This window comes from Streptomyces roseus (assembly GCF_001044425.1).
GTDB classification, from domain to species: domain Bacteria; phylum Actinomycetota; class Actinomycetes; order Streptomycetales; family Streptomycetaceae; genus Streptomyces; species Streptomyces roseus.
The window spans coordinates 16543-30649 of the sequence record NZ_LFML01000041.1; the positions used below are offsets into that span (position 1 = coordinate 16543).

The window sequence follows — 14107 nt, forward strand, 5'->3', positions numbered from 1 at the left end:
GAGCCCATTCGTCCACAATCACCCGCCCGGCGAGGCGAGTTCACGCCGCTCCCGCCGGCCGCCGCGGCTCAGGACGATCCGCGCCGGACCAGCGCCGTGGGGGTCACCACCGAGGCGGGCACGGCCCGGTCACCCTGCTCCCTGTTCAGGGTGCGCAGCAGCAGCTGCGCCATCAGGCGCCCCATGCCCTCGATGTCCTGGCGTACCGTCGTCAGCGGCGGGTCGGCGGTCTCCGCCACCAGCTCGGCATCGTCGAACCCGACCAGCGCCACGTCCGCGGGGACGGCCAGCCCCCGCTCCCGCAGCACCCGCAGGGCGCCCGTCGCCATCAGGTCGTTCGCGGCGAACACCGCGTCGAGGTCGGGGCAGCGCTCCAGGAGGGCGGCCATCGCCTCCGCTCCGCCCGTCGCGGTGAAGTCCCCCTCCGCGATCAGCGCGGGATCGGCGTCGAGCAGTACGTCCCGGTAGCCGTCGAGCCGGTCCACCGCCGAGGTCTGGTCCAGGGGTCCGGCGATGTGCGCGATGCGCCGCCGGCCCCGGTCGAGCAGGTGCCGTACGGCCTCGCGGGCCCCTCCGCGGTTGTCGGCGTCCACGTACGCGATCCCGCCGTGCTCCCCGGAGCCGGCGGTCCAGCCGGGTCGGCCGCCGTACACCGTGGGCATGCCCACGCGGCGGGTGATCGCGGGCAGCGGATCGTCGGTGTGCAGCGAGAAGGCGAGCGCCCCGTCGACGTGGCCGCCGGCCAGATAGCGCTCGATGCGGTCGTAGTCCCCCCGGTCCTCCACCAGCAGCAGCACCAACTGGGTGTCATGCGCCGTGAGTTCCTTGCTGATGCCGCGGATCTGGCGGGAGAAGAAGGGGTCGGAGAAGATCCGGATCTCCGGCTCCGCGATGATCACGGCGACGGCCCCGGTGCGCCGGGTGACCAGGGTGCGGGCTGCCGGATTCGGTACGTACCCGAGCTCCAGCACGGCCTCGCGGACCTTCTCCACCAGGTGCGCGCGGACGCCGTCCCCACCGTTGACGACGCGGGACGCGGTCGCCCGGGACACCCCGGCGCGCTCCGCCACGGCCTCCAGGGTGGGGCGGTGACCGGGAAGCTGTTCGGGCACGGGCTCTCCTCCTGCGTGTCCGGGGGCCGTTGGCGCGACGAACAGCAGGGTAACCCGTACCGCCGGGAGGCTGAGAGCGCTCCCGGCGAACGGGCGGAGGACACCGGCCGGTGCCGGGCGTCAGTGGCCGAAGTCGAACCAGTTCACGTTCACGTAGTCGGCCCCCTGGCCGCTGGTGAAGGTCAGGTACACGTCGTGCGTGCCGGTGACGGGGCCGATGTTGGCGGGGACGGTCCGCCAGCTCTGCCAGCCGCCGGTGCCGGCGACGGAGAAGCTGCCGATCGGCGGGTTGCCGCGGCTGTCCAGCCGGACCTCGACCAGTCCGCCGATCCCGCCGGCGGCCCCGCTCGCGACCCGCCCGTAGAACTGCGTCGCCGGGGTGGAGCCGAAGTCCACCCCCTTGTAGAGGGCCCAGTCGCCGTTCGCGACGGCGCTCAGGTTCCGGCCGCCGCCGGTGTCCGTGGTGGTCTCGGTGCCGAGCCCGGACTGGCCGTCGTACGACTCGGCCTCGATGGGGCGGTACGCGTCGCGGTTGCCGGACGGCGGGGTGGTGGGCGGTGTGGTCGGGGGTGTGGTGGGCGGGGTCGTGCCGCCCGCCGAGCGCAGTACGGACACGTAGTCGACCAGCATCGGGTGGCCGGGCTGGGTGCCGGCGTCGGGTCCGCCGCCGAAGGCGTCGGGGAAGCCGCCGCCCATGGCCACGTTCAGGATGATGAAGTAGCCGTGGTTCGTGGCGTTGGTCCAGGTGGTGGCGTCCACCTGATCCGCCCGCACGGTATGGAAGTTGACCCCGTCGAGGTAGAAGCGCATCTCCTCCACCGCCGTGGAGCGGTCCCACTCCACCGCGTAGGTGTGGAACCCGCCCTGGCAGGTGGTGCCGGCGCAGGCGCGTTGGCCGCCGATTCCGGAGGTCTCGTTGCAGGGCCCGCCCGGGCTCGTACCGCAGTGCACGGTGGCCCACTCGTTGTTGATGCCCTGGACGTTCTCCATGATGTCGATCTCGCCGATGCCGGGCCAGTTCCACCAGTTGCCCCGGTAGGGCGCGCCGAGCATCCAGAACGCCGGCCAGTAGCCCTTCGCCGCCGCACCGGTGACGTTCGGCATCTGGATCCGGGCCTCGGTGCGCAGCTTGCCGCCCGCCGGGGGCTGGAAGTCGGAGCGACGGGTCTCGACGCGGCCGGAGGTCCAGTTGCCGGCGGCGTCCCGGAGCGGGGTGATCCGCAGGTTCCCGGAACCGTCGAGGGAGACGTTGGAGGTGCTCGCGGTCATCGTCTCGATCTCGCCCGTACCGAAGCCCGCGGGGCCGCCGGGGTAGCTCGTGCCGGTGGTGTACTGCCAGTCGGCGGTGTTCACGCCGGAGCCCGCGGCCCCGTTGAAGTCGTCGAGGAAGACCTGGGTCCAGCCCGCCGGGGGCGGGGGAGCGGCGGCGTTGGCGGGCAGGGTGACCACGGCCGCGGCCGCGGCGGCCGCCGCCATGGTGGCGAACGCGGCGATGGCGGCGCGCCGGAGGGACGGGCGCTTTCTGCCGGAGGGGAGACGCATGGGTGTGCCCTCTCTGTGGGGGAGGTGGGCCGCTGGAATGAGAGCGCTCTCAAGCGGCGCCGCTGGCCACTGTGCTCCCGGCGCCCCGGGCCGTCAAGGCTTTGTGCCACCAACGGGCCGAGGGGTGCGCTGAGTTCAACCTGTGAAGGGCGGACCGCGCGGAAGCGGGTCCGCCCCTCGCCCGCGACGGGCTACCGCCGCTTCGGCGGGTGCGGGGATCAGGCGCAGGTGAGCCGCGGCGCCGCCCAGTCGGCGTGGTCGTAGTCGACGCCGTTGCCGCCGTCGGTGACGACGAGCCGCAGGGTCTGGCCGCCGGTCAGGTCGGCGGTGAGCTTCCTGGCCGGGTCCGCCGTGGTGACGACCCCGCTGTCCGCGACCTTGGTGGCGTCCCGGTAGATCTGGAAGGCGACCGCGCCGGTGCGCGAACTTTCGTCGTCGACGCCGACGTCGACCGTCAGACCGGTGCACCTGCCGCCGAGGTGGTAGGTGAGGGTGCTGGCCGCGTGGACGCCCAGCCCCTTGGCGTACGTGGCGCCGCCCACGGTCAGCGTCTTGCCGTCGCCGGCCGCCTGCTCACCGTTGCTCCGGTCCTTCTCCACCGGCCCCCAGCCGCTGCTCGCACCCGTCCAGGGCAGGTCGGACAGGTGGGAGGTGCCGGCCGGCGGAAGCGGGGCCGGCCCCGGGGCGATCCGGTAGACGACGGTGGCGTGCGGGGCGACCGAGGCGCTGATGGTGCCGCTGGTGTTGGTCGAAGTGGCCTTGGTCCACAGCTCCTTGAGGGCGTAGGGCGCCCGGTTGCCGATGCCGAGGGCGTCCGTCCGGGCTGAGATCGTGGCGGTGGAGCCCGTCTCGTTGGTCAGGGACAGCGCCCGGTCGCCGTTCGCCAGTTCCTTGGCCATCACCACCAGCCCGCCCGAGCCGGAGACCACCGTGCCCTGCTTGCCGAGGGCGTCCTGGTCCAGGGCGATGACATCCGGGTTGGAGAGGATGTCGAGGGTCTCGGCCGTCGCCTTGCGCAGGTCGCTGCCGATCAGCAGCGGCGCCGACATCATCGACCAGAGGGTGAAGTGGGTGCGGTACTCGGTGGCGGTCATCCCGCCGTTGCCGACCTCCAGCATGTCGGGGTCGTTCCACTGGCCGGGGCCCGCGTACGGGGCGAGCGGCTGGTTCCGGTGCGCGATGGAGATCATCGAGGACCAGCTGTCCCCGATGTCCCCGGTGGTGCGCCACAGGTGGCCGAGGTTCGACGCCCAGGTCCACGGCTGGTTCTCGCCCCACTCGCACAGGGAGAAGACGATGGGGCGGCCGGTCTTGCGCAGCGCGGCGGCCATGTCCGCGTACCGCTTCTTCGCGTCCACGCCCTGGTTGTTGCAGTTGTCGTACTTGAGGTAGTCGACGCCGAAGGAGGCGAAGAGGTTCGCGTCCTGCTGCTCGTGGCCGAGACCGCCGGGGAAGCCCGCGGTATCGCAGGTCTTGGTGCCGGCGCTGGTGTAGATGCCGAACTTCAGGCCCTTGGCGTGCACGTAGTCCGCGAGGGCCTTGATCCCGCCGGGGAAGCGGACGGGGTCGGCGACGAGGTTGCCCGAGGCGTCGCGGCCGGGCAGGGCCCAGCAGTCGTCGAGGTTCACGTACTGGTAGCCGGCGGCCTTGAGGCCCTTGGCCACGAAGAGGTCGGCGATGCCCTTGACCATCGCCTCGTTGAACTCGGCCCGGCAGTGGGTCGAGTTCCAGTTGTTGAACCCCATGGGCGGGGTCAGCGCCTGGCCGTCGGCCACGGCGGCGGCGGGCGCGGCGCCCGCGAGCACCGCCGTACCGGCCAGTGCGGTGGCACCCGCCGCCGGGGCCAGTATCGGCAGGGCGGCGAGGGCCGCCGCCGTCAGGCGGCGGGCGACGGCGCTTCGTAACGAGTGCACAGACGGCTCCTGGGGGAGTGGGGCCCGGGATTCCGGGAGGGGAGAGAGTGTGTGCGGAAATGTTTCGTGGCGCGTACGTGAGGTCCGTCGTTTCCCGCAGAAGTCATCAGGAATGAACGGACTCCGACGAGAACGCCCATATCACACTGTCTTAGCGAGGACATGTCAAGAGACTGGTCGCGAGCCGCGCCGTTCCGCCCGGGGGTGAATGCCGGCCGGACCGGGCTCGACGATCACTACAGTCCACCGGCATGACGACGATCACCACGCGCACGGTCGAGTACCCGGCCGACGGTCTGACGATGATCGGGCACCTCGCACTCCCGGCCGGGGCCGACCGCCGACCGGCAGTGCTGCTCGGGCCCGAGGGCATGGGGCTCAGCGACGTCGAGCGCCGCCGGGCCGATGCTCTCGCCGAGCTCGGATACGTGGCGCTGGCCTTCGACCTGCACGGCGGGCGCTATCTCAGCGACCCCGAGGAGATGCTGGCCCGTTGCATGCCGCTGCTCGCGGATCCCGACCGGATGCGGGGCATCGGTCATGCGGCGCTCGACGTGTTGCGCGCCGAACCGCGGGCCGACCCCGAGCGGATCGCCGCCGTCGGCTACGGAACCGGGGGAGCCGTCGGGCTGGAACTCGGGCGCGACGGCGTGAACCTGCGCGCGATCGGGACGGTCAACGCGCTGACCACGGGCCGATCGGGTGAGGCGGCGCGCATTCGCTGCCCGGTGTGGGCCGGGGTCGGGTCGGAGGACCCGATCATGCCGCCCGCGCAGCGGGGCGCGTTCACCGCCGAGATGCAGGCCGCGGGCGTCGACTGGCGTCTCGTGGTCTACGGCGGCGCCTTGCACGCCTTCCACCACCCGCCGGTCGACCATCCCGTGGTCCCCGGCGTCGGCTACCACCCGCGGCACGCGCGGCGAGCCTGGCGCGACGTGGTCGACCTGCTCGCCGAGTGCCTGCCCGTGACGGAGGATCCGGCCGGTCCAGGCTCCGCCGCCCGCTGACGAGCGCTCACCGCAGGAAGTCGGCCCCGCGCTCTTTGGCCGAGATCGAGCCCTCCACGCAACCTACGGGAGTGGCGAGCGGGTGCCGGCCCGCGCGGCGGAGCTCGGGAGCTCTGCCGCGCATCTCGGTCACACCGCTAACGGGCGTCCTTCTCCATGGTCGGGCGCAGCCGCCCCAGCAGGGCGTAGAGCGTCGCGCTCTCGGTCTCGTCGAGGGTGTCCAGCGCGCCGTGCGTCGCCTGCATCTCCTCGCGCACGCGGCGGATGATCTCGCGGCCGGCGTCCGTGGCCACGACGTTCTTGACGCGGCGGTCGGAGGGGTCGGCCTCGCGCCGCACCAGCTCCCGGGCCTCCAGTCGGTCCACGATCCCGGTGACGTTGGATGCGTCACACACCAGGAGGGTGGCCAGGCCGCGCATCGGCAGCGGGCCGTTGAGCTGGGCGAGGACCCGGGCCTGGGTGGAGGTGAGGCCGTGGTGGGCCGCCGCGGCGGCGAAATCGCGCCACTGGGCGGTTCCGATGGCGGCGAGCAGCTCGAGGAGTTCGAGCTTGGTGGGGGCGGGACGGGTGCTGGCGCTCATGCCGTCGAGCGTACTCGGGTGGTTGACATTGTCAATTGTTTACTTGACCACTTTAACTATCGACGTCTACCGTCGACGGAGTTACTTGATGACATCAAACATCTGCGATCTGAAGCACTAAGAAGGTCCTGCCAGCCATGAGCACCGCCGCCCCCGCCCCCGCCGAGGCCAAGAACAGGAATGAGACGGTCATCGTCTTCGCCCTGAGCCTTGCCGCCATGGTCGTGTCGATGATGCAGACCCTGCCGGTCCCGATCCTGGGCCTGATCCGCACCGACCTCGGCACCTCGACCGCCAACGTGAGCTGGGTGACCACCGCCACGCTGCTCTCCGCCGCCGTCTTCACCCCCCTGCTCGGCCGCTTCGGCGACCAGCACGGCAAGAAGCCCACGCTGGTGGCGGTCCTCGGCGTCATGGTCGTCGGCTCCGTCATCGCCGCCGTCGCGACCTCGCTCCCGCTGCTGATCCTGGGCCGCGTCCTCCAGGGCGCCGCCACCGCGATCTTCCCGCTCGCCCTCTCGGTGCTGCGCGAGGAAGTCCGCCCGCAGAAGCTCCCCGGCGCGATGGCCCTGGTCAGCGGCACCCTCGCCTTCGGCAGCGGCCTGGCGCTCGTCGCCACCGGCCTGCTCACCTCCGGCTCCGACGCCGACTACCGCAACGCCTTCTGGATGGCGACCGGCTTCGCGACCCTCGCCCTGCTCGCCGTCGCGTTCCTGGTCCCCGCGACCCGGCACAAGACCGGCGGCCGTACGGACTTCCTCGGCGCGCTGACCCTCGGCATCACCCTCCTGCTGCTCCTGCTGCCCATCTCGCAGGGCCACGAGTGGGGCTGGACCTCCGGCCGTACGCTGGGCAGCTTCGCCGGCGCCGCCGTCATGACCGCCGTCTGGGTCTTCACGGAGCTCAAGGTCAGCGAGCCGCTCGTGGACATGCGGATGTTCGTCCACCGCCCGGTGCTCATGGCCAACCTGGCCGGCGTTCTCGTCGGCTTCGGCATGTTCGCGAACTTCCTGGGCGTCTCGTACCTCGTCCAGATGCCGCAGAAGCTCACCGGATACGGCTTCGACGCCTCCATCCTGCGCGCCTCCGTCCAGTTCCTGCTGCCCGGCGCGATCGTCTCCCTGCTCGCCTCGCCCATCGGCGGCCAGCTGGTCCGCCACCGCGGACCGCGCGTGGCCCTCGGCCTCGCCGCCGGACTCGGCGCCGTCGGTTTCGGCTGGCTCGCGCTCGACCACGGCCACAGCTTCTCGGTGATCGGCGCCGGCCTGATCGTCGGCGCGGCCGTCAGCTTCGGCTACGCGGCCATGCCCGCCGTCATCATGGCGAGCGTCCCGCACCACCAGAGCGGCATCGCCAACGGCATCAACTCGATCTCCCGCTCCACCGGCAGCGCGATCGGCAGCGCCATCGTCACCACGATCCTGGCGTCGAAGACCATCGAGCACCTGCCCGCCGGTGTCCCGGCCCTGCCCGCCGAGTCCGGGTTCACCCTCACCTTCTGGATCGGGGCCGTCGCCTTCGCCCTGGTCGCGGTGATCAGCTGGATCGGCCTGCGCGGAGCGCACGGACCGCGCACCGTCGAGTCGGGCTCGCCCGCCGAGGCCCCTGCCAAGGTGGCGGAGCCGGAGCCGGCCCAGACCGTCTGACCTGGCCCTTCGAGGGGGCGGCGCCGTTCGCGGATGCCGTCCCCTCGTTTGCGTGCTGTCCTGTCCCCGTGGACCGGGGCCGCCACCGGGCGGCGGGGGAGGGCCTGGCCCCGGACGCGAGGAGGCACCTGCCATGGCGATCCTGATGCACGCCACCGTCCCGGGCATCACGGCGGAGCAGTACGACGCCCTCCACGCGGAGCTCCTGTCGATCCCCGGGATGTTCGACGGCTGCCTCTCGCACGTCTGCGTCGTGAGCCCCGAGGGCCTGGACATCTACGACGTGTGGGAGAGCGAGCTGCACGCGAACGTGTTCGCGGAGAAGATGATGCCCGTCGTGGAAGCCCAGGGCTGGCACAGCACGGGCGGCCGCCCCGAGGCGTTCCCCGTCCACAACTACGGCTTCCCCGGCATCACGGAGTGAGCCCGGGGGGCTGAGCCCGCGGGGCTGAGCCCGCGGGGCTGAGCCCGCGGGGCTGATCGCGCCCTAGGAAGCGCCGCCGGCACTCCCCTTCGCGAACTTCTCCCACTGCCCGGCGACGATCTCCTGCGGCACCCCGCCGAAGTCCTTGGTGTCGATGACGTCCGACCGGAACGCCAGCGTGACGGACCCGGAGCGGACCACCGTCAGGTACTTGTACAGAGCGATCCCCGGGTCCTTCACGTCCTGCGTCACGATGCGGTAGGCCCGCGCTTCGTCACCCAGCGCCGGCGCCTGGACCGGCTCCACCTTGAGCACCTTCGCCTCGACGAGGGCACGGTCCTCCGTGTAGCCGCCGGCGCACCGGCCGCCCGCGTCCGCCAGGGATTTCACGGCGGCGGCCGCGGCCCCGGCGTCCCGGTACGAGCGCAGCAGGATCTCCGTGTCGATCGCCTGCCACTCGCCGGGCACGCTCGCCTTGGCGAAGGCCTGGGCCGTGTGACCCGCCTTGCCGAGGCTCGTCAGCGGCCGGCACTGCGCCGGGCGCGTCTCGTACTCCTCGCTCATGGGCTCGTCGAGGAGGGGCTCACCGGCCTCGTACGGCCCGAACCTCTCTCCCTCCGCGACGAGCAGCGCCTTGAGCCGCTCCGGGCCCGGCCCCGGAATGCCGCTCGGGCTCGCCACGGCGCCGCCGGCCGCCGCGGCCGCCCGGTCCGGCCCGGCCGCCTTCCCGGATCCACCGCATCCTGCCGTACCCGCCATCAGCACGGCGGCGCCGATGGCGACGCCCACCGTCCGCCTCAGCCGCTTCGTGTTCCCGACTCCGTACATGCGGTGCCTCCCCCCGACCCTTTCGAAAAGGAGATTGTCGCAGGCCGCACGGGGAATGGCCGAGCCGACGGCTCAGGCTTCGCCGCGCGCGGCCGCCTGGCGCTGACGCTTGCTCAGCGGGGCCAGGGAGAGGTCCTGCGCGCGGGAGGTGAGGCGCTTGAAACCGTAACCGCCCTCGGTGAGCCGGCTCTCGGCGGCGAGTTCGGCGCGGGCCGTCGCGTCGAGGATGTCCTCCTCCGTCTCGCCCGAGTCGAGGAAGCGGAAGGTGAAGAACGGGCCGACGGCGATGTCGTACGAGAGGTGGCCCTCGGGCGTGTACGCCGAGTGCATGATGTCGTGCTCGGGCGCGGCGGCGAGCAGCTCCGCGCGCTGTGCGGGGGTGAGACCGTCGAAGGAGCCGCGGACGGTGATCCGGAAGGTGCGAGTACTCATCCCGGCAGGGTAGGCAGCCGTGAGCGGCCGGCGCACCGGGATTTCCGCGGGCGGCCCGAGGCTACGCGGCTACCGGCAAGTCACGTCGGAGCCCGCCCCAGTACGCATTTCACCCTTCCGCATCTGCCAGTCCATCCAGCGAAACACCTGGGTAGATGCCGGGGTATCGGCCTGTTAGAGTCCGCATGCGCGACTCCGAGACGGGGGTGGCGATATGGCCGATCCGCACGCCCTGACCTGCCCCCGGCGGCATACATCCGCGAGGCAGACAGCAGTTGTGTTGCCGTGGCACTTCCGTACTTCCGTACCGACGATGTCTGCGCCCCCTCACCCCGGGGCGCGGCCGTCGTGCGCACCGCACCTCCGCGAAGTCCGGTTCCCAGCCGCCGGATGCCGGGCCATGCCGCCCTTCGTCGCTTACCAGATGGGGAGAACAGAAGTGAACACGGTACTTCCGCGGCGTCATGCCGCAGCCAAGGCGCTGGTCCTGGGCGCCGCCCTGGCGCTGGCCGTGCCGGGCACCGCCTACGCGAACACCGTGAGCGTCACCGTGAAGACCCCCGGGGCCACCGCCGGACCCGGGTCGGCCTTCTCCGAGATCTCCACCCACGCGGACTGCGGCAGCGGCCTGATCTCCGGAGGCGGGATCAATCAGGCCACCGGCACGGGCGCGTCGTCCAACGGCAACAAGATCAACGGCATCTCGCCGAGCCCCGACGGCAGCACCGAGTACCTCGGCACCGCCGGGACGGTCGGCACCGACGTGACGCACTGGCTCGGCATAGGCGGCAGCGGCGGAGCGGTCAACGCCTCGTTCTCCAGCACCCCGTACGCGCTGTGCTTCACGAGCAACCTGATCAACCACACCCAGGTGGTCATGAACAAGATCGCCGCTCCCACCACCAGCGGCACGGTGGGGCTGGTCGTCGCGACCTGCCCGGCCAACACCCGCCTGCTCGGCGGCGGCGCCCGGATCACTCCGGCGAGCGTCGGCAGCCTCAAGCCGATCGCGAGCTTTCCCACCTTCAACAACGCCGGGCACGACTTCGGCCAGAAGGCGGCCGCCGACGGCGAGACCAACCCCGACTCCTGGGCGGCGGTCGGCTGGAACGGCGGCGGTGGCAACAGCGGCAACACCACGTACGCCTACGCCATCTGCAGCGGCAACAACATCAACGTCAGCGGCACCACGGTGAAGGTCCGCTTCGCCGAGGTGAGCGGCCCGACCTCGGCGACCGCCGGGCAGACGGTCACGGTCGGCTGCGGCGGCAACGACGGAAAGCTGGTCAGCGGGGGCGCCGCCATCAGCGGCGGCAGCGTGACGACCACCGACTTCACGGGCCCGGGCTCCGTCGGCGATCACCTCAACGGCAGCTACCCCAGCGACTCCGGCGGCGCCCCCGTCGGCGACGGCACCACCACCGCGTCCTACTGGACGGCCTCCACCCACACCGGGGGCACCAGCTCTGCGGGCACCTCCTCCGAGGCCTGGGCCCTCTGCGCCGACGACGGCGTCTGACCTGCGGCCTGATCACCCATCAGGTCCAGTCGGCGGCAACGACACGGCAACGGCCTGGACCGGTCCGTGGCCCCCGCCCGCCGGCCTCCCCCCCATCCACCCTCGGGCGCCCCGGCGGGCCCGGAGAGGCAGAGTCCCTTCCCATGAAACGCCGTTCGACCCCCGGCTCCACCCCGCGCGCCGTCCCCCGTACGCGCATACCGACATCGAGGACGGCGATCGTGCTCGGCGCGAGCGCCATGCTCGCCGCCGTCCTCGCCCCCTTCGCCGCCGCGGACCCGGCGGCCGCACCCGCGACCCCGCCCTCGCCCTGCGGATCCCGCGGACACTTCACCGCCTCGCCGCCCACCTGTACGTACGCCACCGCCGGTACGGACACCTTCACGGTGCCGGACGGGGTCGGCGTGGTCCGCGTCGACCTCTTCGGCGCCGAGGGCGGCAGCGCGGCCGGGTTCGTCTCCCCGAACCCTCCGAACGACGGAGCCCCCGGCGGCCTCGGCGGCGAGACCCGCGCGACCCTCACCGTGAGCGCCGGCCAGAGCCTCCAGATCACCCTGGGCGAGGCCGGCAGCTCAGGCACGTCCCGGCACGGCGAGTACGCCCGCCCCGGCGGCACCGGCCACGGCGCCGGCGGCGGCGGGGCACACGGCGGCGGAGGCGCGGGCGGCGGCGGATCCGACGTACGCGTCGGCGCCTTCGGCGCGGCCGACCGGATCCTGGTCGCGGGCGGCGGCGGGGGAGCCGGCAACGGCGGCCCCCTCCTGCACGGCGGCGACGGTGGCGGCCTCGAAGCGGAGGACGGCGGGCAGGGCGGCGGCCCCCTCGGCTCCGGGGTCGCGGGCGGCGGCGGTACGCAGCTCGCCCACGGCGCGGGCAGCCCCAACTCGGCCGCGGGCGGCCCGGGCGCGCCCGGCGGCGACACCGACCCCAACACCGGCCTGCCGAACCCCGGCAGTGGCGGCCCGGGCGGCAACGGCGGGCGCGGGGGCAACGGCGGCGGCGGGGGCGGCGGCGGATACTTCGCGGGCGCGGGCGGCTCCGGCGGCGGCAACCCCGGCAACCTGTACGGGGCGGGCGGCGGCGGAGGCAGCAGCTTCGCGGCGCCCTCCGCGACCGGCGTCTCCCTCCTGCGGGGCATGAACCACGGCAACGGCAAGGCGGTCGTCTCCTTCCGGTACGGGACGACCCTCTCGCTCACCGCGGACACGCTCACCCCGCTCTTCGGCCACGCGGTCACGCTCACGGCCTCCGTGGGCCCGACTAACCCCGCCGCGGGAACCCCGGGCGGGACGGTCACCTTCTCCGAAGGCGCCAAGCAGCTGGCGACGGTAGCGCTGAGCGGTGGCCGCGCAGAGCTGCGGACCGGCGCACTGCGCCCCGGCGGGCACCCGTTGACCGCCACCTACAGCGGCGATCCGGCGAACGAGGAGAGCGCCACGGCGGCGGCCACCGAGGTCACCGTGGGATTCAGTCGTCCGTGCATCACGGGGGCCCACCGGGGCCCGCTGACCGTGGGCGGCGGAGAGTCGGTCTGCATCGCGCCCGGCGGCAGCCAGACCGGCCCGGTCACGGTCCGCTCCGGCGGGGCGCTGGCCGTGACGGGAGCCGGGATCACCGGCCCCCTCTCCACTGACGGGGCGCTCGCCGTCGAGGTCTGCGGCTCCGGCCTCACCGGCCCGGTCGCCGTCGGCCGGACCAGCGGCTCGGTGCTGATCGGCTCGGACGACCCCGCGACGGGCTGCGCCGGCAACACCGTTCGGGGACCGGTGGGTCTGAACGCCAACACCGGAGGCGTCGAGATCTCGGCCAACACGTTCGTCGGCCCGCTGAGCTGCGCGGCCAACGCCCCGGCCCCGCGCCTGAGCGGCAACACGGTGGAGGGCCCGCGCTCGGGCCAGTGCCGACAGCCGATCGTCGAGAGCCGTGAGCCGGTGACGGCGGACGGCGGGCGGGCATGAGGTGGTCAGGACCGCGCGGCCGATGGCTCCGCGCGGTCCGGGTCGGCGCCGGGGGTGGTCCGGGTGGCGTCGGCGACGGCGATCCGGACCAGCTGATAGGCGGTCAGCAGGGGGTGGACCTCCGGGGCGCCTCTTGTCAGGTCCGATCCACCTTCCACTCTCGGGCGAGCATCGCGTAGACGTACTCGCTACCCCAGCGCTCGTCGTCGAGATCGTTCTCGACAAGGTGCGCCTCCCGGCGCATGGCGAGGCGCTCGCAGACCCGCACCGACCCGGTGTTGAGCACGTCGAGGCGGGCGAAGAGCCGGTGCGCACCCAGCTCGGCAAAGGCCAGCGCGGCGACGGCACGCGCCGCCTCGGTGGCGTAACCCCGACCGCCGTACTCCGGGTTGAAGGCCCAGCCGATCTCTACCTGGCGCGCCCGCGCGCTCGCGAGCTTGAGGACGACCTCGCCGACGACCTTTGATTCACCGACCGGGCAGACGGCGACCACCAGGTCGTCGCCGTCCTCGGCCCACGCCGTGCCGGCCGCACGCCGCGTCAGGCTCTGCACGCACTGTTCACGAGTGAGCGGCGGCCGGTAGAGGAAGCGAGCGACTTCGGAGAGGCCCTGATACGCGTACAAGTCATCGAGGTCGTCCGGCGTGAACAGACGCAACAGGAGCCGTTCCGTACCGAGCGGCAGCAGAGGCGTGGTCATCGATCTGGTGTTCCTCCCCCGAGAGCGGCCCGTCAGCCTAACCGATCCGACCGCGGTGACCTCGACACGAACAGCGTGTGCCTTGGCCGTTGGCTGCGGGAGGGTTGCCCCGGGCGCGGCGGCGCCGTCTCAGGCGTCGATGTGTCCCATCAGGCCGTGCTGGTAGTCCATCTGGGCCTGATGGATCTCGGCGGCGGTGTTCATGACGAACGGGCCGGTGCGGGCCACGGGCTCGCCGAGCGGCTCCCCGGCCAGGACCAGCACCTCGGCCGCGTCCTGCGGTGCCTCGACCGTGAACCGCTCCGCCTCCCGGCCGAGGATGGCCAGGTGGCCGTCGGGAAGCCGGGCGTCGGGGGTGGCGGCGGTCCCGGACAGTACGTACAGCAGGGCGTTGTGCCCGGCCGGGACGGTGAACCCGGCGCGGCCGCCCGCCGCGAGGCGGGCG

At 72.9% G+C, this 14107-nt stretch carries 13 protein-coding genes; 5 read left to right on the forward strand and 8 right to left on the reverse strand.

Annotation, left to right across the window (positions count from 1 at the left end; genetic code table 11):
• Window positions 1-68: 68 nt before the first annotated feature.
• The 3 genes from ACS04_RS10730 to ACS04_RS10740 form a co-directional block, all read right to left on the reverse strand.
• Window positions 69-1112 (reverse strand): LacI family DNA-binding transcriptional regulator, encoded by a 1044-nt coding sequence (locus ACS04_RS10730; protein WP_048476329.1) that lies wholly within the window; start codon window positions 1110-1112, stop codon window positions 69-71.
• 120 nt (window positions 1113-1232) lie between these two features.
• Window positions 1233-2654, reverse strand: coding sequence for a glycoside hydrolase family 16 protein (locus ACS04_RS10735; RefSeq protein ID WP_048476330.1), 1422 nt, complete (start codon window positions 2652-2654; stop codon window positions 1233-1235).
• A 218-nt stretch (window positions 2655-2872) separates the two neighbouring features.
• A complete protein-coding gene (locus tag ACS04_RS10740) occupies window positions 2873-4399 on the reverse strand; it encodes an NPCBM/NEW2 domain-containing protein (RefSeq protein WP_078864627.1) in 1527 nt (508 codons plus the stop codon).
• 419 nt (window positions 4400-4818) lie between these two features.
• On the opposite strand from ACS04_RS10740, the gene ACS04_RS10745 reads away from it, so the two are divergent.
• The gene (locus ACS04_RS10745) at window positions 4819-5574 is read left to right on the forward strand and encodes a dienelactone hydrolase family protein (RefSeq protein ID WP_048476331.1); all 756 of its coding nucleotides are present in this window, start codon (window positions 4819-4821) and stop codon (window positions 5572-5574) included.
• 137 nt (window positions 5575-5711) lie between these two features.
• Here ACS04_RS10745 and ACS04_RS10750 read toward each other — a convergent pair whose 3' ends face one another.
• Window positions 5712-6155: a MarR family winged helix-turn-helix transcriptional regulator gene (locus ACS04_RS10750; protein ID WP_048476332.1), complete on the reverse strand. Its 444-nt coding sequence runs from the start codon at window positions 6153-6155 to the stop codon at window positions 5712-5714.
• Between the two features lie 137 nt (window positions 6156-6292).
• Here ACS04_RS10750 and ACS04_RS10755 point away from each other — a divergent pair, with 137 nt between their 5' ends.
• Both ACS04_RS10755 and ACS04_RS10760 read left to right on the forward strand, forming a co-directional pair.
• Window positions 6293-7801, forward strand: a complete 1509-nt coding sequence (locus ACS04_RS10755) for an MFS transporter (protein ID WP_048476333.1) — start codon at window positions 6293-6295, stop codon at window positions 7799-7801.
• A 133-nt stretch (window positions 7802-7934) separates the two neighbouring features.
• Window positions 7935-8225 (forward strand): hypothetical protein, encoded by a 291-nt coding sequence (locus ACS04_RS10760; RefSeq protein WP_048476334.1) that lies wholly within the window; start codon window positions 7935-7937, stop codon window positions 8223-8225.
• Window positions 8226-8288: 63 nt separating this feature from the next.
• Here the strand turns inward: ACS04_RS10760 and ACS04_RS10765 are convergent, their stop codons facing one another.
• Both ACS04_RS10765 and ACS04_RS10770 read right to left on the reverse strand, forming a co-directional pair.
• Complete coding sequence (locus ACS04_RS10765) at window positions 8289-9053, reverse strand: hypothetical protein (RefSeq protein WP_048476335.1); 765 nt, start codon at window positions 9051-9053, stop codon at window positions 8289-8291.
• A gap of 72 nt (window positions 9054-9125) precedes the next feature.
• The gene (locus ACS04_RS10770) at window positions 9126-9485 is read right to left on the reverse strand and encodes a DUF6204 family protein (RefSeq protein WP_048476352.1); all 360 of its coding nucleotides are present in this window, start codon (window positions 9483-9485) and stop codon (window positions 9126-9128) included.
• Between the two features lie 439 nt (window positions 9486-9924).
• Here ACS04_RS10770 and ACS04_RS10775 point away from each other — a divergent pair, with 439 nt between their 5' ends.
• Both ACS04_RS10775 and ACS04_RS35255 read left to right on the forward strand, forming a co-directional pair.
• Window positions 9925-11004: a hypothetical protein gene (locus ACS04_RS10775; protein ID WP_245236353.1), complete on the forward strand. Its 1080-nt coding sequence runs from the start codon at window positions 9925-9927 to the stop codon at window positions 11002-11004.
• Window positions 11005-11147: 143 nt separating this feature from the next.
• Complete coding sequence (locus tag ACS04_RS35255; RefSeq protein ID WP_078864621.1) at window positions 11148-12962, forward strand: Ig-like domain-containing protein; 1815 nt, start codon at window positions 11148-11150, stop codon at window positions 12960-12962.
• Between the two features lie 136 nt (window positions 12963-13098).
• On the opposite strand, the gene ACS04_RS10785 is transcribed toward ACS04_RS35255, so the two are convergent.
• Both ACS04_RS10785 and ACS04_RS10790 read right to left on the reverse strand, forming a co-directional pair.
• Window positions 13099-13662, reverse strand: a complete 564-nt coding sequence (locus ACS04_RS10785) for a GNAT family N-acetyltransferase (RefSeq protein WP_048476336.1) — start codon at window positions 13660-13662, stop codon at window positions 13099-13101.
• A 129-nt stretch (window positions 13663-13791) separates the two neighbouring features.
• Window positions 13792-14107: pirin-like C-terminal cupin domain-containing protein (locus ACS04_RS10790; RefSeq protein WP_048476337.1), on the reverse strand; the 316-nt coding region annotated here is incomplete at its 5' end.